Consider the following 26,458-nt stretch of genomic DNA (forward strand, 5'->3'; position numbering starts at 1 on the left):
AGGGGCCCCTTACTAACGCCTGGCGTTAGTAAGGGGCCCTTCCTTCGCTGGGCATAGGGTGGATCTCGTGACTGAGATGACCTATCGCCGGCTGGGTGACTCCGGGCTCGTGGTGTCCGTCGTCGGCATCGGCTGCAACAACTTCGGCCGCAAGCTCGACCTCGACGGCACCCGCGCGGTGGTGGACGCGGCCCTGGACGCCGGGATCACCCTCTTCGACACCGCCGACATCTACGGCGAGCCGCAGGGAGGGTCCGAGGAACTGCTCGGGCAGGCGCTCAAGGGCCGCCGCGACGACGTGGTGGTGGCCACCAAGTTCGGGATGGACATGCACGGTCTCAACGGGCCGGACTTCGGCGCCCGGGGCGCGCGGCGCTACATCGCCCGCGCGGTGGAGGCGTCGCTGCGCCGACTCGGCACCGACCACATCGACCTGTACCAGATGCACGAGCCCGACCCGGGCACCCCGATCGACGAGACCCTCGCGGCCCTCGACGACCTGGTCCGCGACGGCAAGGTGCGCTACCTGGGCAACTCCAACTTCTCCGGGTGGCAGATCGCCGACGCCGACTGGGTGGCTTCCTCCAACGGTCGGTCCCGCTTCATCAGCGCGCAGAACCACTACAACCTGCTGGAGCGCTCCGTCGAGGCCGAGGTGATCCCCGCCTGCGAGCGGTTCGGCCTCGGCATGCTGCCGTTCTTCCCGCTCGCCAACGGCCTGCTCACCGGTAAGTACAAGCGCAGTGAGAAGCCACCGGCGGGCAGTCGGCTCGCCGGCGGCGGCCGGTACGCCGAGCGCCTCGCCGCGGCCAACTGGGACACCATCGAGGCGCTCGAGGCGTACGCCGCCGAGCGGGGTCTGACAATGCTCCAGGTGGCGATCGGCGGGCTGGCCGCCCAGCCGGCGGTGACCTCGGTGATCGCCGGTGCCACCACGCCCGAGCAGGTGCACGCCAACGCCGCGGCCGGCACCTGGGAGCCCAGCGACGAGGACCTGGCGGCGCTGCGCGCCATCGGCTGATCTCGGACGTTCGAACGCGACAGGCCCGCGTTCCCTGAAGTCGGGGTGACCCGGGCCCGGAACACCCCGACTTCAGGGGCCGATCAGTCGTTCTGCGTGCCGGTGCGGCGGCGACCGAACAGCATCGCCACCCCCATCGCGGCGGCGGTGAGCACCAGGCCGGCAGCCGCGATCGGCCACCAACCGCCGCCCGCGCCACTGCCGGCGGCACGGTTCGTGTCCGCCGTCACGGCCACCGGCGCGGGAGCCGGCGCGGTCTGTGCGACCTTCGCCTGGATGTCGGCGGTCGCCTTACCGGGATTCGGGGCCGGAGCGGTCACTGTCACCCGCCACTTACCCGGGGAGAGCAGAGGGCCGCTGCTGTAGAAGCCCTGCCCCTCGGGTGCCGGCTCCAGTTGCACCGGGCCGATCCGCTGCCCGTCCGGACCAGTGCCGGTGAGGACCAACCGCACCGGCTTGTCCAGCCGGTGCCCGTCGCTGTAGGTGGCCTGGATGGTCACCCCTTCGGCACCGTCACCGGCGACCTCGAGCTTCAGCTTGCCGGTGTGCGCCGCCGCAGGGGCGGCGGAGAGCAGCGCCAGGACCAACCCGACGACCACGGCGGTGAACACCGCGCGGATACGAGTCACGATGTCTCCTCACTGAGCTGAGGAGGCCCCTTCCCGACACCGAGGTGTCGGGAAGGGGCCCCGGATGGATCAGAGCTGGCGACCCGGAGCGAGCCGCGTGACGTCGTCACCCAGTCGCCCGGCACCCTTTACGGGCTTGCCCTTGTTCGCCTTGACCCCGGCGTTGCTGGCCGGCGTTCCGCCCAGCCGCACCGTCATGGCATCGGCGTCGCGGACCAGCACGTCCCGGATCTCCGCCTCGGTCACCAACTTGGTGTCCGCGGCGAGCTTCCGGAAGGCGTCAAGCTCCTTGAGCGCCTTGTTGTCGTTGCCGGCCGCCTCAGCCTTGCGGACGGCGTCGAGCTTCTTCGTCAGATCCTTGTGGGCCTTGGCCGAGAGCCGCCCCGTCGCCTTGAACCGGTCCAGCAGGTTCTGCATGTCCCGGAACGAGGTGGTGACGAAGAACCGGACCGCCGAGGTGGTCTTGTTGCCCGCCTTGTCGGTAGCGGTGACGGTCAGCTCGTGCAGGCCGAGCGGCAGCTCGTACATGGCCTGCAAGGTGCCGCTGGCGTACGCCTTGCCGTCCAGCGTGCCGACCACGGACGCGATGCCCGAGGTCGGGTCGACGGCCTGCCAGGACACCCGTACGTCCTGGCTGTCGCCGTAGAGCTGGCCGTCGGCGATGCCGGACACCAGCAGCGTCGGCTTGGTGCCGTCGATGCGCAGCACCGCCGACTTCAGCGTCTCGGCGTTGCCCGCCTTGTCGGTCGAGCGGAACAGCAGCTCGTGCTGCCCGTCACCGGTCACCTCGACCGGCTCCGAGTACGGCGTCCACGCGCCGCCGTCGAGCGACCACTCCACCGACTTCACACCGGAACCGGCGTCGGTAGTGGCCAGCACCACCGGGATGGCCCCGTTGTGCCAGCCCTCGTCGTTCGCCGGAGCGAACGTCGCCGAGGTCACCGGCGCCGTGGTGTCGATCTTGACCGAAACGGTCTTCGTCGACTCCACGTTGCCCGCCTGGTCCGTCGAGCGGAACCGCAGCTCGTGCTCGCCGTCACCGCTTACCGTCACCGGCTCGGTGTAGGGCGTCCACGCGGTGGCACCGTCCAGCTGGTACGACGTACCGGCCAGGCCGCTACCACCGGCCTCGTCGGCGGCGGTAAGCGTGACCGTCACCGGCCCGGTGTACCACCCCTCGGTCGGGGTACCGGACACCGCCGCCGTCGTCACCGGCGCGGTCTCGTCGGCCGACCCGGTGCTGAGCCGGAAGTAGTCGAACGAGGCCGTCTTCGACGCCGTCTGGTTGCCACCGAGGGTGAACAGACCGACCTTGGGGGTGGCCCCGACCGCGCTGTTGGTCAACGACTCCAACGCGGTCCAGGTCGTCCCGTCGGCCGAGTACGACGCGGTGAACGTGTCGCCGCTGCGCGCCAGCCGCAGGTGCCACACCGCCGAGGTCAGGCCCGTCGCCCCCGGCTGCGGGTCCTGGACCGTCCCGCCGATCTCGTTGCGGAACTCGATCCGCCACGACACCGCCTGGCCAGGCTGGTTGTCCGCGACGAAGTCGAACTTCAGGTAGTTGTCGTCGTCCGCCAGCACGATCAGTCCGGCCTGCTGGTACTGCTCGTTCAGCAGGCTGCCGTCGACCTTCGTCTCCAGGGTCCAGTCGCCCGAGGGCGCGGTCTGGAGGATGAAGTTCTTCGGCCCGGTGTTGTCGGCGCCGTAGATGTCACCGTTGGGCACGTCGATCCGCAGCGCGCCACCGGTCACCCGGTAACCCGCCGGGTCCTCCCGCAGGATCGCGTCCCAGCGGCACTTGTCAAGCGTGCTGCCGGTGAACTCGTCCGACGGGTCGACCGGCCCGGCCGGAGCGTCCGGCGTGACCTGGAACGAATCGAAGGCCGCGTCGACCACCGGTGCCTCGGTGCCACCGTTGAGCGCGAAGACCCCGATCCGCGGGTTGGTGATGCCGGCGAGATCGGCCGACCGGCCGACAGTGCTGAACGTCTGCCCGTCGCCCGAAACGGCGGCGGTCAGGTTCGTCCCGTCGCTGGTGATCCGCAGGTACACGGTGTCACCCGCCGGTGCGGCGACGCTGTCGGCGGACTCGTTGCGAGGCGTGCCAGCCGTCTCCCGGATGAACTCCACCCGACGGCTGCCGTTGTACAGCAGGTCCACCTTGGCGTAGTTGTCGTCGTCGCCGTAGACCAGCAGGCCAGCCTGCTGGTAGTTGGCAGTCACCGGCAGGGTGACCTTGGTGGTGATCTCCCAGGCGCCGGTCGGGGCCGGCTGGAGCACCAGGTTGGTGGCGTCGTTGCGAGCGCCGTAGAGGTCACCGACACCGGTCGGCAGCCGCAGCGAGCCGCCGCTGACCGAGTAGAGCTGGTTCTCCCGGACCACTGTCCAACGGTCCTTGTCGAGGCTGGTGCCGTTGAAGTCGTCCGAACGCGCCCCGAAGCAGGACGTGTCCGGAGCGTTCACCCGCACCGGCACCGTGGCGTAGGACTTGGCGCCCTTGCTGTCGGTCACCGTGAGGGTGGCCGTGAACGTGCCAGGGCTGGTGTAGGTGTGGCTGGCGTCCAGAGTGGACGCCGAACCGCCGTCACCGAAGTCCCAGGCGTACGTCAGCGGAGTGTCGCCCTCGGCGTCGGTGGCCGTGCCGTCGAAGGCCACGGTGACCGGCGCGGTGCCCGTCGTCGGGGTGGCGGTGGCGGTGACCACCGGCGGCGCGTTCTCGGTGACGCCGCGCCCGACGAAGTCCATCCAGTTGACGTTGAACAGCGAGCCCGTCCCGCCGTTCGGGTCGCGGGCAACGAAGTACAGCGAGCCGCTCGCGGCACCGGTGACCGGCGCGCTCACGTCCGTGTACGTCTGCCACGCCCCGGTCGCCGGCACTGTGGCAGTTGCGACCACCGGTCCGTCGACAGCACCCGCACGGACCTCGATCCGACCGCCGGCGGCGGCCGAGGCGGCCCGGAACCGGATCTCGGAGATGTTGAGCAGATCCGCCGGGGCCACCGACCACCAGTCGCCGTCCTCGATGAACCCGATGTTCTGGCCGCCGCCCGCGCTGTCGGCGCCGGTCTCCCGCTGCACGCCGGGGTCTCCACCGCCGGTGCTCACCGGCGCGCGGCCGGTGGCGGTGAAGTACTCGGCCTGCTTCTGCTTCGGCTGGAGGATCTCGATCGCCCGGCCGGTGAGCGCGCCGGAGCCGCCGTTGCCGCCCTTGTCGGTGTAGGTGGCCTCGAAGACCGCGAACACGTTCGCCTCGGCGCCGTGCCCGGAGGCGAGCGACGTCTGGACGGTGCCGGTGCAGCCGGTGTGCTGCTCCAACGGGTGGGCGTGCTCGTCGTGGCCGAGCAGCACCTGCAACTGCACCTCGTCGCAGTCGATCTGGCCGTCCTCCGGGTCCGTCACCTTGATCGTGTAGCGGACCTGGTCACCCCAGTTGAAGAAGCCGCCGTCCGGTGGGAACTCGATGGTCACCGTCGGCGCGGTGTTGCCCACTGTGACCGGCACGTTGGCCACCGCGGTACGGCCCTTCGGGTTGGTCACCGTGAGCTGGGCGGTGTAGTTGCCCGCTGAGGCGTACGTGTGCGTCGGGTTCGCCTCGGTGGAGGTCTGCCCGTCGCCGAAGGCCCAGGCGTAGGTGAGCGTGCCGCCGTCCGGGTCGCGGGAACCGGCGCTGGAGAACGTGACAGTCAGCGGTGCCGGACCCGAGGTCGGGGTGGCCGACGCCGCTGCGATGGGCGCGCGGTCCCCGGCGGTGTAGTCGATCCGGTAGACGCCGGAGTTGTCGTTGTTGCCACCGAAGCCGCTGCCCCACTCGATCAGGTACAGCGCGCCGTCCGGGCCGAACTCGAAGTCCATCGGCCGGATCATGCTCATGCCGGTGAGCAACTGGTTGATGTCCACCAACGACTTGCCGTCGGCGCTCATCTGCATCGTGTACATCTTCGACTGGTTCCACTCGCCGAGCAGCGCCTTGCCGTCGTAGTACGCCGGCCACTTCCGCGTCGAGTTGAGGTCCGCGTCGTACCGGTAGACCGGGCCGCCCATCGGGGCGCCGCCGCCGCCGATCTCCGGGTACCGCGCGTCACCGGCGTAGCCGTAGTCGACGGTGGCCGGAACGACAGGCGGGAGGTTGGTCAGGCCGGTGTTGTTAGGCGAGTCGTTAACCGGCGCCGCGCAGTCGAACTTCGCGCCGCTCGGGCCGGACGGGAACGTGTAGTCGTTGTACGCCTCGTTCGTGCCCGTGCAGTACGGCCAGCCGTAGTTGCCGGGGGTGACGACGTTCCACTCGACCAGACCCCGGGGGCCACGGTTCGGGTTGTCCGAGTTGGCGTCCGGCCCGTAGTCCGCCACGTACAGCGTGTTGGTCTTGGGGTCGGTGCCGATCCGGAACGGGTTGCGGAAGCCCATCGCGTAGATCTCCGGACGGGTCTTCTCGGTGCCCGGTGCGAAGAGGTTGCCCGCCGGGACGGTGTACGTCCCGTCGTCCTCCGGGTGGATCCGGATCACCTTGCCGCGCAGGTCGTTGGTGTTGCCGGAGGTGCGCTGCGCGTCGTAGTCCTGGCGGCCCGGCCGCTCGTCGATAGGCGTGTACGCGCTCGACTCGAACGGGTTGGTGTTGTCACCGGTGGCCAGGTACAGGTTGCCGTCGCTGTCGAAGGTCATGCTGCCGCCCGCGTGGCAGCAGGTGTTGCGCTGGGTGTCGACCCGCAGCACCTGCTTCTCGCTTGCCGCGTCGATGGTGTCGCCGGTCACCGTGAACCGGGACAGCAGGTTGCGGGCGACGTTGTCGTTCGGGGCGTAGTAGAGATACACCCACTTGTTCGTGGCGAAGTCCGGGTCGAGCCGGATGCCGATCAGGCCGTCCTCGTTGCCGGTGAAGACGTCCAGGTCGATGGCGGTGACGGTGTTGCCGGTGTCCGGCTTGATGATCTGGACCCGACCGTCGCGCTCGATGTAGAAGACCCGCCCGTCCGGGGCGATGTCCAGCTCCATCGGGTTGCTGGTGTTGCTGTCGAGGGTGACCTTCTCGAAGTTTGAGGTCTTCGAGGCGCCGCAGTCGGCGTCGACAACGCCGGCAGCCGTCTGGATGCCACCGAGCAGATGGCTGAGGAACTCCGGCTCGGCGAACGACTCACGCGTGTGCCCGCCCCCGGTGTACCAGGAACGGCCGCCGTCGAAGTCCTGACACCAGGCCGTCGGGTGATCGGCGCCCATCGCGCCGGCGCCCGGGCTGTAGCTCTTCTCGTCCAGGCTGGCCAGCACGTGCACGTCCGGCCGCGGGTTGGTCTGGAAGTTGTACCACTCGTCGAAGCGGGACCAGCGGTCGGGCAGCTCCGCAGTGGACGGGTGGGCGTGGTCCTCCACCTTGACGGTGGCCTGCTGGTTGGCCGGGTGGTTGGCGAAGTACGCGCCGACCAGATCGCCGTACCAGGCCCAGCTGTACTCGGTGTCCGAGGCGGCGTGGATGCCGACGTAACCGCCGCCGGCCTGCACGTACCGCTCGAACGCCGCCTGCTGTTCGGCGTTGAGGACGTCGCCGGTGGTGGAGAGCCAGATCACCGCCTTGTACTTGGCGAGGTTGGCGTCGTTGAACGCCGCGCCGTCCTCAGTGGCGTCCACTGTGAACCCGTTCGTCGCCCCGAGCTGCTGGATGGCGGCGACGCCGGTGGGGATGGAGTCGTGCCGGAATCCGGCGGTCTTGGAGAAGACCAGGACCGAGAAGGGATCAGCGGCGGCGGCCTTCGGTGCCTTCGGCACCACCTGACTGACGGAGGTGACGGCCTGCGCGTCCCGCGGGGGGACCTGGGCGGGGGCCGGGGCTGCCTGTGCGGGCAGGCCGAACAGGGTGGTCGAGACGAGGGCCAGGGAGAGCAGGGTAGCGGTTAGTGGTACGCGGGCACGACGAGATCGTGACACGCCGCCTCCTATGTCGCGGTGGACAGGAAATGCGGGGGGCGGCTCGCCGAAGACCGTCCCAGATGGAGCCGGGTGAGGCACCGTGCCAGGGTGCCCGCGCCGGCATTTTTGTCGAATCGCTGAACAAATTAATTCCGTTGGATCTATGTCGGGCAAGATGCCGGCGGGTAACGGTTCTGCAACGGCGGGCGACATTCCTGGCAGGACCGGGATGAAGTGCCCGACGGATCCCGCCATCTGAGCCGGGGCATCCCGCCCTTGGCACGTCAACAGAACTGTCGTACGGTGATGTGCAAGTAACCCACGGGAGCCCGGTGCACCGGGCTGAGAGGGGGGCTGAAGCCCCCGACCGTCGAACCTGATCCGGGTAATGCCGGCGCAGGGAGGAGAGTTGCCGTGCCGTCCCTCGGTCGACTGCATCTGATCACCGACACCCGCCCCGGGCAGGACCCCCTCACAGTGGTCCGGGCCGCCCTCACCGCGGCCCGCGCCGACCTGGTCGTCCAGGTGCGGGTCGAGGACTCCGCCACCGACCGTGAGGCGTACGACCTGGCCCGCCGGGTCCTCGCGCTCTGCACGCCGTACGGGGCGACGTGCCTGGTCAACGACCGCCTGCACGTGGCGCTCGCGGTGGGAGCCGCCGGTGGCCACGTCGGCGCCGACGACCTGCCGGTCGCCGCCGGACGCCGGGTGCTCGGCCCCACAGGCGTGCTGGGCGCCACCGCCCGGGCGCCGGAAACAGCGATCGCTGCCATCGCGGCGGGCGCCGACTACCTGGGCGTCGGCCCGTGCCACGCCACCACCACCAAGACCGGGCTGCCGGACCCGATCGGCCCCTCAGGGGTACGCGCCGTCGTCGACGCCGTCGACGTACCCGTCATCGCGATCGGCGGGGTGACCGCCGCCCGGGTGCCGGCACTGCGCGACGCCGGGGCGTACGGGGTGGCTGTCGTCGGCGCGGTCTCCGCAGCCGCCGACCCCGCTCAGGCCGCTGCCGAGCTGCTGCGGGCGCTGACGTGTTAACAGGGGGCCCTTCCTCTACAGCAGCCGTTAACAAGGGGCCCTTCCTTGCGGACGTGGCGGTGGTGGGGGCGGGGCCGATCGGGTTGGCGATCGCCTGGCGGTGCGCCGTACGCGGCCTGCGGGTGGCGCTGCACGACGCGGCACCCGGGTCGGGCGCATCCGCAGTGGCCGCCGGGATGCTCGCCCCGGTCTCCGAGGCGTACTTCGGCGAGCGGCAGCTCACCGACCTGCTGGTGGCCTCCGCCGCCCGCTGGCCGGCGTTCGCCGCAGAGCTGACCGAGACGACAGGCGCCGACCTCGGCTATCGGACCGACGGCACACTGCTCGTCGGGTTGACCGGCGACGACCTGGCCGAGGCGCGCCGGCTGTGGGCGTACCAACAGGGTCTGGGATTGCCGGTGACCCCGCTGCGTCCCAGCGAGCTGCGCCACCACGAGCCGGCGCTCGCGCCACGGGTGCGCGGTGGCGCGCTCGCACCCACCGACCACCAGGTCGACCCACGGCTGCTGGTGCCGGCGCTGCGCACTGCCGCGCAGCGGGCCGGCGTGGTCTTCGTGCCGAGCGCCGTCGACCGTTTGTCCGATGTGGACGCCGACCTCATCGTGGTCGCCGCCGGCTGCGGCGCCGCGGCACTCACCGGTCTGCCCGTGCGGCCGGTGAAGGGCCAGATCCTCCGGCTACGCGCGCCCGGCGGCGTCGCGCCGGGCTTCCGGCACGTGATCCGGGGGTACGCCGACGGGGAGCCCGTCTACCTGGTGCCCCGCGCGGACGGTGAGGTGGTGCTCGGCGCGACAGTCGAGGAGCGCTCCGACACAGGCGTCACCGCCGGTGCCGTGCAGCGGCTGCTGGGCGCCGGTGTCGACCTGCTGCCCGAGCTGGCCGAGTACGACATCGTCGAGGCCGTCGCGGGCCTGCGCCCCGGCACCCCTGACAACGCGCCGATCCTCGGGCCGCTGCCCGGACGGCCCGACGTGCTCGCCGCCACCGGCCACCACCGGCACGGCATCGTGCTCACCCCGATCACCGCCGACCTGATCGCCGACCTGGTGGTCACCGGTGTGGCCGACCCGCTGCTCGCGCCCTTCGGGGCGGACCGGTTCGGCACCTCGGATCGCGAGGGACGCGTTGCCGGCGGGGTGCGCGTTCCCGCCGGAGCGGTCGGTGTGGGCGGACCTGAACGGACGATGGAGGAGAACCGGTGGAGTTGACGGTGAACGGGACCGGCCGCAGCGTGGCCGGTGGGACGTCGGTGGCCGACCTCGTCGGCGACATCGCCGGGCAGCACCGCGGGGTGGCGGTGGCGGTGAACGGCGAGGTGGTGCCCCGGGCCGGCTGGCCGGCGACCGTGCTGCGCGACGGCGACCGCGTCGAGGTGCTCACCGCCGCGCAGGGTGGGTGAGCTGCGTGCCGTTCGAACTGGGCGGGGTCACGTTCACCTCGCGGTTGATCCTCGGTACCGGCGGGGCCGCGAACCTGCATGTGCTGGAGCAGGCGATCCGTGCCTCCGGCACCGAGCTGGTCACAGTGGCGCTGCGCCGCGTGGACACCGCACCGGGAACCGCCGGTGGGCTGCTGGACCTGCTGGAGCGGTGCGACGTACGCCTGCTGCCGAACACCGCTGGCTGCTACACGGCTACCGAGGCGGTGAAGGTGGCCCGGCTGGCCCGGGAGGCGTTCGACACCGACTGGATCAAGCTTGAGGTGATCGGCGACGAGCGGACCCTGTTGCCCGACGGCGTGGAGTTGCTCCGCGCCGCCGAGGAACTCGTCGCCGACGGCTTCACAGTGCTGCCGTACACGAGCGACGACCCGGTGCTCGCCCGTCGACTCGCCGACGTGGGCTGCGCCGCAGTGATGCCGGCCGGCTCGCCGATCGGCTCCGGGCTCGGCATCGGCAACCCGCACCACATCCGGCTGATCCGGCAGAGCGTTGACGTGCCCGTCATCCTCGACGCCGGCATCGGCACCGCGTCCGACGCGGCCCTGGCCATGGAGTTGGGCTGCGACGCCGTCCTGCTTGCCAGCGCTGTCACCCGGGCCGCCGACCCGGTGGGGATGGCGACGGCGATGCGGTACGCGGTCGAGGCGGGCCGCCTGGCCGCTCGCGCGGGCCGGATCGAGCGGCGCTTCCACGCCCTCGGATCCACCCCGGACGAGGGAAGACCCGACCTGTGACCCCCCACCCGCTCGCCGCTGATCACCCACGTGCAGATCTTGGAAGCGAACTGCCCCGCACGGGGCCGAATCCTTCCAAGATCTCGGCGGGGATCGTGCCGTCAGGTGTCGTGCTGCTCACCGATCGGCTTGTCGCGTCGGGACCACTCGACCTGGTTGTCGCTCGGGCGGTGGCCGGGGGAGTGCGGTGGGTCGTCCTGCGGGAGAAGGACCTGCCCCGCGTCGAGCGCCTCGCCCTCGCCGGCGACCTGCGCGCGATCCTCGCCGACGTGGGCGGAACCCTCATCGTGGCTGGCCCGGATCCGCTCGACGGTGACGCCGTCCACCTGCCCGCCGCTGGCCCGTACCCGCCGTCGACCCACACAGTCGTCGGCCGCTCCTGCCACGACCGGGCCGAGCTGGCCCGGCTGACCACCGAGCACTACGCCACCATCTCCCCGGTCTATCCCACAAGGACGAAACCCGGGTACGGCCCCCCGCTGCGACCCGACGGACTCCGCAACCTGATCCAGGTCAGCGGCGTGCCAGTCCTCGCCCTCGGCGGCGTGGAAACACCGGAGCAGGTCAATGCATGCGTGCGCGCGGGAGCCGCCGGAGTGGCCGTGCTGGGCGCGCTCATGCGAGCAGAAGACCCCACCGAAACAGCCACCACGCTGACCAGAGCGTTCAAGGAGGCGGTCGCCCCAAGCTCGCGCAGAGGCAGCCAGGTCCCAACGCCCCAAAGCGCAACCAAAGAGGGAACATGACCCCGCGCACAGTCCTCACCATCGCCGGCTCCGACTCCGGCGGTGGCGCCGGCATCCAGGCCGACCTCAAGGTCTTCGCGGCGCTCGGCGCGTACGGCACAAGCGTCCTCACGGCGATCACCGCGCAGAACACCCAGGGTGTCGACGCCGTACTGCCGCTGCCCCCGCGCACGATCACCGAGCAGATGGACAGCGTGCTCGCCGACTTCACAGTGAGCGCTGTCAAGACGGGAATGCTCGGCACACCCGCCGTCGCCGACGCTGTGGCACAGGCCGCCCGCGACGGCCGGCTGCCACAGCTCGTCGTCGATCCGGTGCTCGTCGCCACGAGTGGCCACCGGCTCGGCGTGGTGGCGTCGGTGGAGCGGCTGCTGCCGTACGCGAGGGTGGCGACGCCGAACTGCGCGGAGGCCGCGGCGATCACCGGACGCCCTGTGGACGACGTGGCCGCGATGGTCGTGGCGGCCGAAGCACTCGGTGCCGGCGGCCCGGAACACGTCGTCGTCACCGGCGGCGACCTGGACGGCGACGAGGCGGTCGACGTGCTGTGCGGCGGTGGCGTCACCACGGTGCTGCGCGGGCCACGGGTGGACACCCGGCACACCCACGGCACCGGGTGCTCGTTCTCGGCGGCGATCGCCGTGCGGCTCGCGCTCGGCGATCCGGTGCCGGCGGCGGTCGCTTCCGCAAAGGAGTACGTGCTCCGCGCGCTTACCGGTGGGCGGGGTTGGGAGCTGGGTGCGGGCCGCGGGCCGCTTGATCACTTCGGCTGGTCCGCTTGATCACCAGGGAGGCTGTCATGCAGGCACGAGGCAAGGTGTACGTCGAAGGGTCGCGCCCCGATGTCCGGGTGCCGTTCGCCGAGGTGACGCTCACCGGTGATCACCCGCCGGTGCGCCTCTACGACACGTCCGGGCCCGGTTCCGACCCGGAGGTGGGGCTTCCGCCGCTGCGCGGGCCGTGGATCGCCGAGCGCGGTGACGTGGCGCCGGTGCGGGGCGCGGGCACGCCGCTCGCCGGGGCGGACGGTCGCCGACCCACCCAACTCGCGTACGCGCGGGCCGGTGTGGTGACGCCGGAGATGGAGTTCGTGGCGATCCGGGAGAACGTCGACGCGGAACTGGTCCGGGCCGAGATCGCCGCCGGCCGGGCGGTGCTACCGCTGAACGTCAACCACCCGGAGTGCGAACCGGCGATCATCGGCAAGGCGTTCCTGGTGAAGGTGAACGCCAACATCGGCACCTCGGCCGTCAGCTCGTCGGTCGCCGAGGAGGTGGAGAAGCTCACCTGGGCCACCCGCTGGGGCGCGGACACCGTGATGGACCTGTCCACCGGCAAGCGGATCCACGAGACCCGCGAGGCGATCGTGCGGAACTCGCCGGTCCCGATCGGCACGGTGCCGATCTACCAGGCCCTCGAGAAGGTCGGCGGCGACCCGGTGAAGCTGAGCTGGGAGGTCTTCCGCGAGACGGTGATCGAGCAGGCCGAGCAGGGCGTCGACTACATGACGGTGCACGCTGGCGTGCTGCTGCCGTACGTGCCGCTGGCAGTGGACCGGGTCACCGGGATCGTCTCGCGGGGCGGCTCGATCATGGCGGCGTGGTGCCTGGCCCACCACGAGGAGAACTTCCTCTACACGAACTTCGCCGAGCTGTGCCAGATCCTGGCGCGCTACGACGTGACGTTCTCCCTCGGTGACGGGCTGCGCCCCGGCTCGATCGCCGACGCCAACGACGAGGCGCAGTTCGCCGAACTGCGTACCCTCGGCGAGCTGACGACAGTCGCCTGGGAACACGACGTACAGGTGATGATCGAGGGGCCGGGGCACGTGCCCATGCACAAGATCAAGGAGAACGTGGATCTCCAGCAGGAGTGGTGCCACGAGGCGCCGTTCTACACGCTCGGCCCGCTGACCACTGACATCGCGCCAGCGTACGACCACATCACCTCGGCGATCGGCGCCGCGATGATCGGCATGTTCGGCACCGCGATGCTCTGCTACGTCACCCCGAAGGAGCACCTCGGCCTGCCCGACCGCGACGACGTCAAGGCGGGCGTGATCGCGTACAAGATCGCGGCCCACGCGGCGGACCTGGCCAAGGGACACCCGGGTGCGCAGGCGTGGGACGACGCGCTGTCGAAGGCGCGGTTCGAGTTCCGCTGGGAGGACCAGTTCAACCTCTCACTGGACCCGGAGACGGCGCGCTCCTACCACGACGCGACGCTGCCCGCCGAGCCGGCGAAGACGGCGCACTTCTGCTCGATGTGCGGCCCCAAGTTCTGCTCCATGAAGATCACCCAGGAACTCAAGGAGTACGCGGCACGCGGCATGAAGGACAAGTCGGAGGAGTTCGTCTCCGGTGGTGGACGGGTCTACCTCCCGCTGGCCTGATCAGCTCAGTCGCGGTGGTGGCGGCCGGTGGAGCGCAGGGAGCGCCGGCCGTCCTCCTGCTCCGGTTCGTTGTCCGCGACAGGCTTGCCGAGGCCGGCGACCCAGTCTACGAACTCTTCGTCCTGCGTGGGCAGCGGCTCCGACGCAGCCGTCCCGGGTCGATTCTCCGCCTCGGTCCGGGACCGGCCGCGCCGGAACAGGCTGCCGAGCCGTTCGCGCCGGCTGGGCTGCTCCGCGTCGCCGCTGGTCGGCCCGTCGGTGGTGCCGGGCTGTCCCGGTACCACAGTGGACGCGCCTGGTCCGGCCGGGGCTGCCGTCTCGGAGGCAGCACCTTGCTCGGAGTCGTCGATGGCACTGGTGGCCTGGCCGGGAGTCCGTGGGACTGCCGTCGGACCGGGCTGCGAAGCCGTCGGGTCGGTGCGGCGGGCCGTGTTGAAGGCGTCCCAGCTGCTGACCCGGCTCAGGTCCGGCAGCGGTGCCCGGTGCCGGGGCCGGGGTGTCCACCCGGACGACTCCTCGGAGGTGCCCGACGTGCCCGGAGCAGGCGCTGCGGTGTCATCGACCTGCGGTGACGTCGTCCACGTCGGGGCCACGGGCCAGGCCGGCGGAGCCGGCGTCCAGCGGTCGGTCCCCGGATCTGCGGCGGCCGGCGTGCCGAACAGCGAGCCGCCGGCAGCAGCTTCGGTCGCGGGCTGGGCGGCGCGGGCCGCATTGGACGCGTCGGCGATCGCGGGCTCGCTCGTCGGCCCGGCTGTGGCGTCCGGCTGCGCTGCCGGCCCTGCGTCGGAGGTGCCTGCGGTAGCAGTGGTTGTGGAACCGGTCATGGCCCGCTGACCCTTTCGGCCGGTCGTGGTGGCCCGGCCCGCCTTTTCGCGGGTCGGCGTGGCCTGGCTCTCGCCGGCCGGCTGAGCGTCGCCCTCTTCGCCGGGGCGAGTGCCGCCCTCCTCTGCCGGGGCGTCGGCGCTGATGTCGGCGCTTACCCTGCCGGACCGGGCGGACTTGCGGGCGCGGCCGGCAGCCGGTGCCGCCGCGACAGCGGGTCCGTCCTGCGCGGCGCTTTCGGTGACGGTGCCGGGCGCGGGCACGGCCTCGGTGCCGGATGCGGCGGCCTCGGTGGTGCTTGTCGCTGCGGCCTTCGTCTTGTGGGTCCGACGCGGCTTGGGGGCCGGCCCGTCGCCCGCACTCCCGGTGGCCGCGCTCGCACCTGTCGCATCGGTGCCGGCTGTGCTCGCGCCCGGCGTGCTCGTGCTCGTCGGGACCGTGCCCGCGTCCGCCGTACCTGTGCCTGTCTCGACGCCCGTCCTGCCCGTGGTCGGGTGGTCTGTCAGCACGCTGTCGCTTGTCGGCTGGGCCGCGCCACTCGTGGCCGTCGCCGCGCTGGCGGCGAGGCCGCCATCGGCCGTGCCGTCCACTGGGCCTGCGTCTCCGGTGCGACCAGTGTCTCCGATGTGCCCTGCGGCTGCGGCGCGGCCTGTGTCGCCGATACGGCCGGCCGGGACGCTTGACGTCGAGGTGGTGCCGGCCGAGCCGATGATCTCGGTGCTGGCCGTTCCGGACGGCCCGGAGAGGCCGTCGCCTGTCGTACCGGTCGGTGGGGAAGCATCTGTCGACGCGCCCGCTCGCGCCGGGCTGGTGGTGGCTGGCCCGTACTGACCGCTGGCCGTGGTCGTCGGCCAGTCCCAGTGGGCGGGGACGGTGCGTACGGCGGCGATGTCGTCGGTGGCGCGCGGGCCTGGACGGGCCCCGGCCAGCTCGGCGCCGACGGTGGTCGGGTCGGTGGCCGCTGTGGTGTCGCCGTCGCCCGCCGGATCCGCCGATGTCGCAGGCGCGGTGCCCGGTAGCGCCGGGCCGGCGGCGAGCGGACGCAGGATGTCGGTGGGCTCGATCGCCTGTCGACCGGAGGTGCTGCCGGCACCGATGGGCCAGCGCAACAGGGCGGCCGCGGCGGCTCCGAGCGCACCGGCGAGAACCGCGATCAACGCGCCGTAGTAGGGGGTTGCCTGGTAGCGGTCCACAGCATCGCCGGGGCCGGCGGTCAGGTAGGCGAACGCCACAAGGACCGGACCGGCCACCCCTGTCGCGCCGCTGACCAGCGGAACCTGGCCGCGCGAGCGGGCCAGCGCGGCTGTCGCCGCTCCCGCGAGCAGCGCCACGATGGGCAGCAGGACGAGCGCCAGCCGTTGCGCTGCGGCGTCGTCCAGCCAGCTCGGTTCGAGTACGCCGAGTCGGACCGTGGGCAGCGGGCCGACTGTGCCGAGGGACGGCAGGACGGAGATCAGCGCCAGGAGCCAGACCGCGCCGGCCACGGCCGCCATGTTCCAGCCCAGTTCGGGTCGGAGCAGGACGGCGATCGCCGCACCGGCCCCGATCACCGCGCCGAGCACGGCGCAGATGCCGACCGCCCAGACCGGGTCGACGGAGATAAGCTCGGCGGCCCGTGCGGGCTGCATGCAGAGCGGGGCGACCACCGTGGCGCCGAGCGCGGCGGCACCGCCGACGGCCAGTTGCCGGCCGGTGCTGGCCGTCGGGGCGTCCCGGCGGGCCAGGCGACCGGTAAGGACGGCGCCGGCCACTGCCGCGTTCGCGGCGAACCAGCCGACCCACACGAGCTGGGCCGGCCACTGGTTGACGGTCGTGCCGGTGAACGCGCCGGTGAGTCGGACGATGCCGAAGCCGTACGCGACGCCGAGCTGGCCCGCTCCGGCCAGCACGCTCACCCCAAGCGCCGTGAGCAGGAGCTTGCCCCAGGTCCGATAGGCCATGTCGGGCACGTTACGCACCCGGTACACCCGATCGCCACCGGCGCGCCGCGCGGCGCGCCGAGGCGCGCTACGGCGGGTCTACTTGAGTTCGACCAGGCGGGCCAGGTATGTCGTGTCCCCGACATTGGTGAGCATATGCACCGCTCCGGGGTCGCGGTAGACGACACCGCCGGTGGGTTCGTCGGCGTCGATCCGCGTGCCGTCGATGGTCTGCACGATGTTCTTGGCGCCCTGAACCGCGATCACCAGGTAGGGGTGGTCGTGCCGGTGCAGGGGCTGCCGCTCGCCCGGTTCGAGCCGGATGTGCCACACCCGGACCCGGTCGTTCTCGTACACGATCTCCTGGCCCACCGGCCCGAGTTCGGTTTCGTCGATCGTTTCGCTCATCGTGCACCGTCCAGTTGCGGGAGCACCTCGGCGGCGATCAGCTCGAGGTGGTCGAGGTCTGAGAGGTCGGTCATGCGCAGGTGCACCCGGGTGGTGCCGATCTCGGCGAACTCACCGATCCGCTGCACGAGCTGTGCGGGCGAGCCGACCACCGGGTCCTCCGGCGGCAGCGCGCTCTTCTCGTGCAGTGGTGCGGCCCGCCGCTGCGCCTCCGCGTCGGTACGCCCGATGGCCACCACGATCCCGGCGGACAGCACCAGCGGCGGGCGCCCCGATTCGGCACGGGCGGTACGGGCGCACGCCTCGCGTACGCGGTCGTACGCGCCGGAGGTCTCCGCCACGGACTTGAAGGGCATGTTGAACTCGGTCGCATAGCGGGCGGCCAGGTCGGGGGTGCGCTTGGGGCCGCGTCCGCCCACGATGATCGGCGGGCCGGGCACCTGCACGGGCTTGGGCAGGGCGGGCGCGTCGACCAGCTGGTAGTGGTCGCCGGTGAAGCTGTACGTCTCGCCCGGCGGGGTGGTCCACAGGCCGGTGAGCACCTCAAGCTGCTCGGCAAGCCGGTCGAAGCGCTCGCCGACGGCCGGGAACGGGATGCCGTACGAGGTGTGTTCGCGGGCGTACCAGCCGGCGCCGATGCCCAGCTCGATCCGGCCCCCGCTCATCTGGTCGACCTGCGCGACCATCACCGCCAGCGGGCCGGGCAGGCGGAACGTCGCCGACGTCACAAGGGTGCCGAGGCGGATCCGTTCGGTCTCGCGGGCAAGCGCGGCGAGGGTCAGCCAGGCGTCAGTGGGGCCGGGCAGACCCGGGTCGTCACCCATCGCCTGGTAGTGGTCGGCGCGGAGGAAACCCTCGTAGCCGGCGGCCTCCACGAGGCGGGCGAACCGCAGTTGGTCGTCGTAGCTTGCGCCCCGGTGCGGCTCGGTGAACACCGACACCCGCATGGTCATCGTCCTTCCGCGCCGGCCGCGGCCGGCTGGTCGCGTTCCATCAACAGCTCGTGCAGGTCGGCGCTGACCTGGGCCACGTCGGCGAGGTGGGCGTTGCGGCCCAGGGTGCGGGGTCGGGGGATGTTCACCTCGACGACCTTGCGGATCCGCCCGGGGCGAGGGCTCAGCACGACCACCCGGTCGGCGAGCAGGACCGCCTCGTCGATCGAGTGGGTGACGAAGACGATCGTGGGCTTGTTCTCCATGTGCACGCGCTGGAGCTCGCCGGAGAGTTCCTCGCGGGTGAGCGCGTCCAGCGCCGAGAACGGCTCGTCCATCAGCATCACCCGGGGGTCGCCGATCAGCGACCGGCACAGCGACACCCGCTGCTGCATGCCGCCGGAAAGCTCGTGCGGCAGCCGCTTCTCGAACCCGGCAAGCCCTGCCACGTCGAGCAGTTGCTGGGCCCGCTCGCGGTGCTTGGCGCGGCTCCAGCCGAAGATCTCCACCGGCAGCAGGACGTTGTCGAGCACTGTGCGCCAGGGCAGCAGGGCCGGCTTCTGGAACAGCATGGCGATGTCCCGGCGGGGACGGGTGATCGGCGTACCGGCCACTGTGATCTCGCCGGCGGTCAGCGGGATCAGCCCGGCGATCAGCCGCAGCAGCGTGGACTTACCGCAGCCGGAGCGCCCGAGCACGGCGACGAACTCGCCCTCGGCGACGTCGAGGTCGATGCCGCGCAGCGCCTCCACACGGCCGGACCGGCCCTCGAAGGTACGCGACACCCCGGACAGTCGGATCATCTCCGGCGGACCTCCGCTGAGTGGACGGTCAGGAATCCGACAAAGGCTAGCGGTCGCGTCTCGGTATCGCACCGTCCGGGGTGGTCGTCATGTTGTTTCCGTTCCGCAACCCGATATGCCTGGCGTCGCAACTGTGGGTTTCTCGTACGCTGTGCCCGCGAAGAGTCCCCTCACGACGGCGGTGCCCGGCTTCTACCCCTCCTGCCGGTTCCGTCGCGACAACCCCTCCGTGGCCTGCGGCCCCGGTCGGAAAGGACATGGTGCTACTGATGAGAAGGCTGACCCGTACGGTCGCTACGGCCGCGTTGGCCACTGCCCTCGCCCTCGTCTCCGCCTGCAGCAGCGGGTCGGACTCGTCGGACGACGCCAAGGGCGGCAACGGCGGGACGTTGGAGAAGGTGACCTACCTCACCTCCTTCGGCAACTTCGGCCGCGACTCCTACGCCTGGGTGGCGAAGGAGAAGGGCTTCTTCAAGGACGCCGGGTTCGACGTAGAGATCAAGGCTGGTCAGGGCACCGGCGGCGTGATCCAGACCGTCGTCGGCGGCCAGGCCGACTTCGGGCCGATCGACCTCACCGGCGGTCTGCTCCAGCTCGGCAACGGGCAGGCGAAGGACTTCGTGGCGGTGGCCGCGATCCAGCAGCGCACGATGGCCGCCATCGCCACCGTCGAGGGCAAGAACATCAACTCTCCGAAGGACCTCGAGGGCAAGAAGCTTGCCGACACGCCGGGGTCCGTGGTCCGCAACCTGTTCCCGACGTACGCCCGGCTCGCCGGTGTGGATGTCAGCAAGGTGACCTGGGTCAACGGTGAGGCGCAGGCGCTGATCGGCACGCTTGCCAACGGTTCGGTGGACGGCATCGGCCAGTTCGTCGTCGGCCAGCCGACCATCGAGGCGGTGTCCAAGAAGAAGGCAGTCATGCTGCCGTACAGCAACGTGATGCAGGACCTCTACGGCAACGTGCTGATCACCTCCTCGAAGATCGCCAAGGAGAAGCCCGACATGGTGAAGCGCTTCACCGCGGCGCTGCTCAAGGGCCTGGAGTACAGCCTGGCGAACTCCAAGGAGGCCGGCGAGATCCTGAAGAAGAACGTCGACGCCGCCAACCCGGCCGCCGCCGCCGCGGAGCTGGACCTGATGGCCGCCTACGTCCGCTCGGGTAACTCGGGCACCGCGATCGGCACGCTGGACAGCGGCCGCGTCGCGAAGAGCATCGCGATCCTGCAGGGCGCTGGCGCGCTCAAGCAGAACATCGCCCCGGAGCAGATCATCGACTTCAGCCTCGCGCCGAAGGCCTGATCGTCCGGTCGTCACAAGGGGGGTACGTCGCGCCGGTTCCGGCGTGACGTACCCCCGTCGCTCGTCGGCCCCAAGGGCCTTCGGATATCGAGGAGGAAAGATGGCCGACGTCCGGTCAGCGGAGCCGGCGGTGACGGCGGCCCCATCCCCGGGCACCGGGCCGGTGGCGGGGTCGACGGGTCGGGGCTCCGGCCTGCGTGCCGGGACCGGAGCGGCGTTGCTGCCCGTGGCCGGCCTCCTGATCGCCTTGGCGGTGTGGTGGCTGGTCGCCCGGCTGGAGCTGGTGCACCCGGCTGCGCTGCCGCCGCCGGGGGACGTGCTCACCGCGTTCGTTGACAAGCCCGTCCAGATGCTGGAGCACACTTGGGTCACGCTGCTGGAGATCCTGATCGGCTTCGCCCTCTCGGCGGTCGCCGGTGTCCTGATCGGACTCTCCCTGGCCAGCTCCCGCACCGTGGAGCAGATGTTCACGCCGCTGCTTGTCGCGATCAACGCCGTACCCAAGATCACGTTGGGTCCGCTGCTGGTGGTGGCGCTCGGGTGGGGTCAGAAGCCGATCCTGACCATGGTGTTCCTGCTCTGCTTCTTTCCGATCGTGCTCTCCACGGCGACCGGGCTGACCACCACGCCGGCCGATCTGGCCGAGCTGGTCCGCTCCTGGAACGCCTCCCGCTGGCAGGCGTTCCGCAAGGTACGGTTCCCGGCCGCGCTGCCGCAGATCTTCGTCGGGCTCAAGGTGGCGATGCCGCTGGCCGCGATCGGCGCGGTGATCGGTGAGTTCCAGGCCGGCGAGGACGGCCTGGGCTACGTGATCCTCCAGTACGCGGGTGTCGGCGACACAGCGACCGCCTGGGCGGCGATCATGCTGGTGGCGCTGGTGAGCATCCTGCTGTATGCGGCGCTGCTGCTCATCGAGCGGCTCGCCCTGCCCTGGGTCCGAGAAACCACAAGCAGCCACTGAGAAACCAAAGATCAACCCACAAAACGCAAAGGGCCGGCCCCAACCAGGGGCCGGCCCTTTGCGTTCGACGCTGCCCCACCCCACCACCCGGCACACGACGAGAGCCAAGCCGGACGACAAGAACCAAGGAGGCCCGGCGCGTTACCCAGCCAACCGCCACCGGCCGTTGCGGGCGACAAGCGTGGTGAGTGCCTGCGGCATCAGTCCGGAGTGGTTGTCGGGCGTCATCCGGATGGGGCCGGACAGGCCGTCCATCTGGGACGTCTCCAGCACGTCACGGATGCCGTCGCGGTCGACCTGACCGATCGGGCCGCCGGCACGCAGCTCGGCGTCGGCGATGAGCTGGATCGCGTCGGCGGCGAAGGACGAGGACCCGTTGTACCCGCCGAAGCGTGCCGTGTACTCCTGGAACCACTGGCGTCGGGCAGCCTTCGCCGGTGTGGTGGCAATCACGTCGTCGATCACCATCGTTTGAGTGAAGATCAACGTAGCTCGTTCGGTGGCCCGGGCCGCCGCGCCGAGGAAGAGGTCGCCGGCCGCTGCGGCGTCGAAGAAGAGCGCCCCCCGGAAGCCAGCCTGCTGGGCGCTGGTGGCCGTGAGGGCTGCCTGCTCCGGCGGGGTCCAGACCACCAGGGCGTCGGGCTTGAGCCGGTTGAGCTTGCCGACCTGCTGACCGACCTCCGTGTCGGTGTTCTTCACCGACTCCTCACCGGCGGCCTTGATGTTGGCCTTGGTCAGTTCGCGGCGTAGCGCTACCACGCCCTCCCGGCCGTAATCGTCGTCGCTGTAGAGCAGGCCGACCTTGCGGATGTTCTTGCGGCGCAGTTCGGCGGTGAGTGCGGCGGCGCTGTCGACGGCGTTCGGACCGAGCTTGAACACGTAACGCCGCTGGGCGACCGGGCTGGCGATCGCCCCGGAAGCGGCTAGCGCAATGGTGGGAATCCGCTTCTCGTTGATGACGCCAACCGCGCCGACAGCGCATTCGTTGCAGCCGCCCATGATGATGGCGCTGACCCGGGAATCGCTGCTGAAGTCGGCGATGTTGCGCAGTGACTCGGCGGCGTCGGAACGGTTGTCCTTCACCTTCAGCTCGATCTTCCGGTCATTCAGTGCTCCGGAGGAGTTCAACTGGTCTCTCTTGAGTTCCAGCGCGCGCTGGTATGCCCGGCCGACGGGTGCGGCGGCGCCGGACAGTTCGAGGTCGGCGGCGATCACGATCGGACTCGTGTCCCGCTCCGCTCCGCCGAACTGGCAGCCGGTGAGCGTGGTGGCCACTACGGCCGATGCGAGCGCCGCGATGGTCGCGGAGCGGATGGGGCTCAACTCAGTCCTCCAGGTGCGGGCGCGGGCGCTGCCCGGTCACCGCCGCTAATCCGTCCTCAGTGGAGGACGGGATCTCCTCTGCCGTACGGTGTGTGCGCGAAGCGTGCAAAACCTTGCCAATGGCTGGCGCTGTGGTCAAGCGCGGACCCCGGTCGCATTTTCGGGACGGCCATCCCACATGCTGGGGTAGCGCAATGTTTGCAAAAGCTCACTTTGCATACACGCGTGACCACTCTGGAGTTACATGCCCTGTTCAGGGGCTTGCGGAAATGAAGGTATCAGTTGACCGGATCACGGGTTCCGCGCCGTCCGACCGTTTCCTACCGCCCTGCGGCTTCCCAAACAGGATCTTCTCTGATGAAATCGCGGCCGTGCCGCGCGTGGTCCCCTCCGCTTACGGCATGGTTCGGCGGGTCAAGCGGGGAAGAAACGACGGAGGCGATGTCGTGAGCACCGGACCGACGACCCTGCCCGCGCCCGGCGACGCCGCTGGGCGTACGCGCCGGAGGCTGCCGAGACTGCGGGACGCCCGGATCCGGTCCAAACTGGCGCTGATCCTGGTCGTTCCGGTGGCCGCGGTGATCGCGCTGGCCACCGTCCGGCTCATCTCGGTGGGCGAGGGCGCCTTCGACGCCACCCGGGCGCGGTCGCTCACCGCGCTCTCCATCGACGTCAGTGCGCTGACCCAGGATCTCCACGCCGAGCGGATGGCCGCAGCCGCCTATCTGGCTGCCCCGCAGCAGCCGGCCGACGCCTACAACCTGCGGGTGCGGCAGACGCAGCAGCGGACGGACGAGTACCGCGCCGAGCGCGCCCGGATCGGCGAGGTGCCGGCGGCGCTGCGAGGCCGGCTCAAGGCCATCGACGACCACCTGGCCACACTGGACGGCACCCGCCAGGAGGTGCTGGACCGCCGGCAGATGGCCGTCGCCGAGGCGGTGCTGCGCTACGGCGTCATCCTCACCGACCTGGTCGCCTACGGCGACGGGCTGGCTCAGCTGCCCGGCGACGAAGGCCTCTCGGACAGCCGCCGGGCGGTCGCCGCGTTCGCCCATGCCAAGGCGGCCGTCGCCGAGGAGGAGGCGGTCGCCTTCTCGGCGCTGACCGCCGGCCAGCTCGACCCGGAACAGTTCTCGTCCTTCGTGGCAACGTTGACCAGCCAGCAGGAGGCCCTTGTCGCCTTCTCACTCGCCGCCGACCCCACGCAGCGGTCGCTGGTCAACAGCACGGTGGCCGGTGACGCGGTCGGCCTGGCCGACCGGGTGGCGAGCGACATCACCCGCTCCGTCGGGCAGCGTCCGCTGGTAAGCGCCCAGGACGCCACCGCCGCCATCGGCGCGGTGAACGACCTGATGCGCTGGGCCGAGATCCAACTTCAGGACCGGCTGCTCGCGCAGGCCGACGAGGCGCGTGCGGCAGTCATCCGGCAGGCAGTGGTCGAGTCCATCCTGGTGCTGCTCACCCTCATCATCGCCATCTCGCTGGCCGTGGTGCTGGCTCGTTCGCTCAACCACTCGCTGCGCCGCCTCCGTGAGGGTGCGCTCTCGGTGGCCAACCACGACCTGCCCGACGCCGTGCAACGCCTACAGAACATGGGCAGCGTCGGTGACGGCGGGGTGGAGGAGATCGTCCGGCAGGTCCGGGACCCCATCCAGCTCAACAACCGCGACGAGGTCGGCCAGGTGGCATTGGCCTTCAACGTCGTCCACCGCGAGGCGGTACGGGTCGCGGCCGAGCAGGCAGCTCTGCGTACCAGCGTCTCGGCGATGTTCCTCAACCTGGCCCGCCGCAGTCAGACCCTGGTCGACCGGATGATCGGCGAGCTGGACGCGATCGAGCGCGGCGAGGAGGACCCGAAGCGGCTGGCGCAGCTCTTCGAGCTGGACCACCTGGCCACCCGAATGCGCCGCAACGACGAGAACCTGCTGGTCCTGGCCGGCGCAGACTCCGCAGTGCCGCGCCGCGACGACGCGCTTGTCGTGGACGTCCTGCGCGCCGCCCAGTCCGAGGTGGAGCTGTACAACCGCATCGAGTTCGGCACCGTCGACACCGACATCTCGGTGGCCGCGCACGCCGTCAACGACGTGGTACGGCTCGTCGCCGAACTGCTCGACAACGCCACAAGGTTCTCGCCGCCGAACACCACTGTCGTCGCCGACGGTCGCCGCATCCGCGACTACGTGCTGATCCAGATCGAGGACCGCGGCCTCGGCCTCAGTGACGAGCAGCTCGAATCGCTCAACCGGCGACTGGCCGCGCCACCGAGCGTGGACGTCGCCGCGTTCCGCCTGATGGGTCTCGCCGTGGTGAGCAAGCTCGCCGCCCGCTACAGCATCCGGGTGGAGCTGCGCCGCAACGTCGAGGGCGGCACCGTCGCCCAGGTGACACTGCCCGCCGCCACAGTGGTGCTGCCCACCAACCGGGGGCGCGAGCAGACGCTCACCCGGCAGCGCCAGCCGATGGCAGTCGAGCAGACGCCGCTCACCCCCGTCGGCCACGCCGAGTCGTACGCCGGAGCCACCACCTCGGCCCCGACGTTGCCGGACCAGTGGCGGACCAGCGCGCCGGCACCGGCGCCGGCACAGTGGCAGTCCCCGCTCGACACGCGGGACACCACTCCCGCCGTGCAGGCCGGCGGCTTCGCCGGAGCACGCCCGACGGCACCGCCCGCCGCGGCACCCGCCGCCCCGCTTCCACCGGCCCGGCCCGCGTACAGCAACGGCGCGGGCACCTCGATGGGCAGCCCGACAGTGGCGTACCCGACCATCGCCCCGCTGCCCCGGCGCAGCGCGACGGCCGACCCCGCCGACGGTCGGAACGCACCGGTGCTGCCGGTCGGACCGGTCGCCGGCCCCGGTGCCGTCGCGCCGCCCGCCGCCCCGCCAGCCCGGCCGGTCGCGCCGCCCACGCCGCCCGCCCCGGTGACCAACCGGCCGGACTTCCCGGCAGAGGCACCGATATTCCGGGAGATGGAGGCGGTCTGGTTCCGGTCACACGGGGACGACGCCACAGCGATCTTCACCCGGCCGCAGTTCGACACGCCGCCTGCACCCGCCGACGCAGGCCTGGCGAATGCCGGGATGCGCGCGAGCACCGCAGGCCAGACGGCCGCCGCGTCCGCGCCGACAGTGACACCGGCCCGGCCGCCGCTGCCGACGCGTACCCCGGGTAGCTCCGGCGACGGCACCGGAACGGCAGGCGGGGGGAGCATGGACGGGTTCAGCAGCGGAAGCAACGGCGGCCGCGACGCCGCGCCGTCGACGCCACCACCGTCGTACACGCCGCCGCCGGCCGCCCGGCCGGTGCCGGCAGCGGCCACCCCTCCGCCCGCGCCCCCCGCCCCCGACGCGGACGCCTGGCGGACCGCGGCGGACGAGGGCTGGTCCCGCGCCAGCCGGGCCGCCGAGCCGGCGCCGGCGGGCACCACCCGCTCGGGTCTGCCCAAGCGGGTGCCGCAGGCGCAGCTCGTGCCGGGCGGCATCGAACCCAAGGGTGGCCGGGACCGCAGCCGGCGGACCCCCGATGAAGTACGCGGCCTGCTGTCGGCCTACCACCGCGGCGTGCAGCGCGGCCGGTCGGCCGGCACGGACCTGAACAGCACCTCGACCAAGGAGAGCCGATGAACAGGCCAGCTGCCATGCAGGACATGGGTTGGCTGCTCACCAACTTCGCCGACAGCGTGGCGGGGATCGCCCACGTGGTGGCGGTGTCCGCCGACGGGCTGCTGCTCGCCTCCTCCCGGGACCTGCCGGGGGACCGGGCGGACCAGCTCGCCGCCATCACCTCCGGCGTGGTGAGCCTGACCGAGGGCGCGGCACGGATGTTCAGTGCGGGCGGGGTGTTGCAGACCGTCATCGAGATGGACAGCGGCTACCTGTTCCTCATGTCGATCAGCGACGGCTCGTCGATGGCAGTGCTCGCGGCGCGCAGTTGCGACGTGGGCCAGGTCGGCTACGAGATGGCGCTGCTTGTGGAGCGGGTGGGTGCCGCGCTGGTGCCGCTGCCGCGAGACGCGGTGCGCTCGTAGCGCCGAAACCGGATGCGGACCGCGTGCCGGAACAGGGATGGGAGGCGGTGTGCGCCGACTCCA

Annotated in this window: 19 protein-coding genes and 1 riboswitch; of the genes, 12 read left to right on the top strand and 7 right to left on the bottom strand. The window is 71.2% G+C overall.

Features of this window, described 5'->3' with window-relative positions; translation table 11 throughout:
- The first annotated feature begins 58 nt into the window (after positions 1-58).
- Positions 59-1,021 carry an aldo/keto reductase gene (locus ACPXB1_RS04330; protein WP_355631821.1) on the top strand — a complete coding sequence of 321 codons (963 nt, stop codon included), beginning with the start codon at positions 59-61 and terminating at the stop codon, positions 1,019-1,021.
- Between the two features lie 83 nt (positions 1,022-1,104).
- Here ACPXB1_RS04330 and ACPXB1_RS04335 read toward each other — a convergent pair whose 3' ends face one another.
- Together ACPXB1_RS04335 and ACPXB1_RS04340 are read right to left on the bottom strand one after the other, a co-directional pair.
- Complete coding sequence (locus ACPXB1_RS04335) at positions 1,105-1,650, bottom strand: hypothetical protein (RefSeq protein WP_355590494.1); 546 nt, start codon at positions 1,648-1,650, stop codon at positions 1,105-1,107.
- Positions 1,651-1,719: 69 nt separating this feature from the next.
- The gene (locus tag ACPXB1_RS04340) at positions 1,720-7,563 is read right to left on the bottom strand and encodes a ThuA domain-containing protein (protein ID WP_355631818.1); all 5,844 of its coding nucleotides are present in this window, start codon (positions 7,561-7,563) and stop codon (positions 1,720-1,722) included.
- A 293-nt stretch (positions 7,564-7,856) separates the two neighbouring features.
- A riboswitch (TPP riboswitch) is annotated at positions 7,857-7,965 on the top strand.
- On the opposite strand from ACPXB1_RS04340, the gene thiE reads away from it, so the two are divergent.
- From thiE to thiC, 7 genes are all read left to right on the top strand, one after another.
- Positions 7,960-8,586: a thiamine phosphate synthase gene (thiE, locus tag ACPXB1_RS04345; protein ID WP_355590500.1), complete on the top strand. Its 627-nt coding sequence runs from the start codon at positions 7,960-7,962 to the stop codon at positions 8,584-8,586. (Overlaps the previous riboswitch by 6 nt.)
- Positions 8,580-9,794 carry a glycine oxidase ThiO gene (gene thiO / locus ACPXB1_RS04350; RefSeq protein WP_425734830.1) on the top strand — a complete coding sequence of 405 codons (1,215 nt, stop codon included), beginning with the start codon at positions 8,580-8,582 and terminating at the stop codon, positions 9,792-9,794. Before thiE ends, thiO begins: the two co-directional genes overlap by 7 nt.
- A complete protein-coding gene (gene thiS, locus ACPXB1_RS04355; RefSeq protein ID WP_355590505.1) occupies positions 9,785-9,985 on the top strand; it encodes a sulfur carrier protein ThiS in 201 nt (66 codons plus the stop codon). The genes thiO and thiS overlap by 10 nt, the downstream gene beginning before the upstream one ends.
- Positions 9,982-10,761 (top strand): thiazole synthase, encoded by a 780-nt coding sequence (locus tag ACPXB1_RS04360; RefSeq protein WP_355590508.1) that lies wholly within the window; start codon positions 9,982-9,984, stop codon positions 10,759-10,761. Before thiS ends, ACPXB1_RS04360 begins: the two co-directional genes overlap by 4 nt.
- A 92-nt stretch (positions 10,762-10,853) precedes the next feature.
- Entirely contained in the window at positions 10,854-11,507 is a 654-nt protein-coding gene (locus ACPXB1_RS04365) for a thiamine phosphate synthase (protein WP_425734894.1), read from the top strand.
- Entirely contained in the window at positions 11,504-12,289 is a 786-nt protein-coding gene (thiD, locus tag ACPXB1_RS04370; protein WP_355590511.1) for a bifunctional hydroxymethylpyrimidine kinase/phosphomethylpyrimidine kinase, read from the top strand. Before ACPXB1_RS04365 ends, thiD begins: the two co-directional genes overlap by 4 nt.
- Positions 12,290-12,306: 17 nt before the next feature.
- Positions 12,307-13,899, top strand: coding sequence for a phosphomethylpyrimidine synthase ThiC (thiC, locus tag ACPXB1_RS04375; RefSeq protein ID WP_355631810.1), 1,593 nt, complete (start codon positions 12,307-12,309; stop codon positions 13,897-13,899).
- A 5-nt stretch (positions 13,900-13,904) separates the two neighbouring features.
- Here the strand turns inward: thiC and ACPXB1_RS04380 are convergent, their stop codons facing one another.
- The 4 genes from ACPXB1_RS04380 to ACPXB1_RS04395 all read right to left on the bottom strand — a co-directional run bounded on the left by ACPXB1_RS04380 (position 13,905) and on the right by ACPXB1_RS04395 (position 18,783).
- Positions 13,905-16,661 carry a hypothetical protein gene (locus ACPXB1_RS04380; protein WP_355631809.1) on the bottom strand — a complete coding sequence of 919 codons (2,757 nt, stop codon included), beginning with the start codon at positions 16,659-16,661 and terminating at the stop codon, positions 13,905-13,907.
- Positions 16,662-16,739: 78 nt separating this feature from the next.
- Entirely contained in the window at positions 16,740-17,048 is a 309-nt protein-coding gene (locus tag ACPXB1_RS04385; RefSeq protein WP_355590520.1) for a cupin, read from the bottom strand.
- The gene (locus tag ACPXB1_RS04390) at positions 17,045-17,995 is read right to left on the bottom strand and encodes an LLM class F420-dependent oxidoreductase (RefSeq protein ID WP_355591369.1); all 951 of its coding nucleotides are present in this window, start codon (positions 17,993-17,995) and stop codon (positions 17,045-17,047) included. Before ACPXB1_RS04390 ends, ACPXB1_RS04385 begins: the two co-directional genes overlap by 4 nt.
- Before the next feature lie 2 nt (positions 17,996-17,997).
- Positions 17,998-18,783, bottom strand: a complete 786-nt coding sequence (locus ACPXB1_RS04395) for an ABC transporter ATP-binding protein (protein WP_355590523.1) — start codon at positions 18,781-18,783, stop codon at positions 17,998-18,000.
- 269 nt (positions 18,784-19,052) lie between these two features.
- Here ACPXB1_RS04395 and ACPXB1_RS04400 point away from each other — a divergent pair, with 269 nt between their 5' ends.
- Positions 19,053-20,084, top strand: coding sequence for an ABC transporter substrate-binding protein (locus tag ACPXB1_RS04400; protein WP_355590526.1), 1,032 nt, complete (start codon positions 19,053-19,055; stop codon positions 20,082-20,084).
- A 163-nt stretch (positions 20,085-20,247) separates the two neighbouring features.
- Positions 20,248-21,045 (top strand): ABC transporter permease, encoded by a 798-nt coding sequence (locus ACPXB1_RS04405; RefSeq protein ID WP_425734895.1) that lies wholly within the window; start codon positions 20,248-20,250, stop codon positions 21,043-21,045.
- Positions 21,046-21,186: 141 nt separating this feature from the next.
- On the opposite strand, the gene ACPXB1_RS04410 is transcribed toward ACPXB1_RS04405, so the two are convergent.
- Complete coding sequence (locus ACPXB1_RS04410) at positions 21,187-22,368, bottom strand: ABC transporter substrate-binding protein (RefSeq protein WP_355590532.1); 1,182 nt, start codon at positions 22,366-22,368, stop codon at positions 21,187-21,189.
- 446 nt (positions 22,369-22,814) lie between these two features.
- Here ACPXB1_RS04410 and ACPXB1_RS04415 point away from each other — a divergent pair, with 446 nt between their 5' ends.
- Both ACPXB1_RS04415 and ACPXB1_RS04420 read left to right on the top strand, forming a co-directional pair.
- Positions 22,815-25,991, top strand: a complete 3,177-nt coding sequence (locus tag ACPXB1_RS04415) for a sensor histidine kinase (RefSeq protein ID WP_355590535.1) — start codon at positions 22,815-22,817, stop codon at positions 25,989-25,991.
- Positions 25,988-26,395: a roadblock/LC7 domain-containing protein gene (locus ACPXB1_RS04420; protein ID WP_007465177.1), complete on the top strand. Its 408-nt coding sequence runs from the start codon at positions 25,988-25,990 to the stop codon at positions 26,393-26,395. The genes ACPXB1_RS04415 and ACPXB1_RS04420 overlap by 4 nt, the downstream gene beginning before the upstream one ends.
- Positions 26,396-26,458: the final 63 nt, after the last annotated feature.

It is taken from the genome of Micromonospora sp. DT68, from assembly GCF_049847245.1.
In the GTDB taxonomy this organism is placed as follows: domain Bacteria; phylum Actinomycetota; class Actinomycetes; order Mycobacteriales; family Micromonosporaceae; genus Micromonospora; species Micromonospora profundi.

What these genes read in the sequence shown, in the direction of transcription:
- ACPXB1_RS04380 (WP_355631809.1), bottom strand. Translation starts at nt 16,661, where the DNA reads ATGGCCTATCGGACCTGGGGCAAGCTCCTGCTCACGGCGCTTGGGGTG.
- ACPXB1_RS04400 (WP_355590526.1), top strand. Translation starts at nt 19,053, where the DNA reads ATGAGAAGGCTGACCCGTACGGTCGCTACGGCCGCGTTGGCCACTGCC.
- thiC (WP_355631810.1), top strand. Translation starts at nt 12,307, where the DNA reads ATGCAGGCACGAGGCAAGGTGTACGTCGAAGGGTCGCGCCCCGATGTC.
- ACPXB1_RS04420 (WP_007465177.1), top strand. Translation starts at nt 25,988, where the DNA reads ATGAACAGGCCAGCTGCCATGCAGGACATGGGTTGGCTGCTCACCAAC.
- ACPXB1_RS04385 (WP_355590520.1), bottom strand. Translation starts at nt 17,048, where the DNA reads ATGAGCGAAACGATCGACGAAACCGAACTCGGGCCGGTGGGCCAGGAG.
- ACPXB1_RS04390 (WP_355591369.1), bottom strand. Translation starts at nt 17,995, where the DNA reads ATGCGGGTGTCGGTGTTCACCGAGCCGCACCGGGGCGCAAGCTACGAC.
- thiD (WP_355590511.1), top strand. Translation starts at nt 11,504, where the DNA reads ATGACCCCGCGCACAGTCCTCACCATCGCCGGCTCCGACTCCGGCGGT.
- ACPXB1_RS04395 (WP_355590523.1), bottom strand. Translation starts at nt 18,783, where the DNA reads ATGATCCGACTGTCCGGGGTGTCGCGTACCTTCGAGGGCCGGTCCGGC.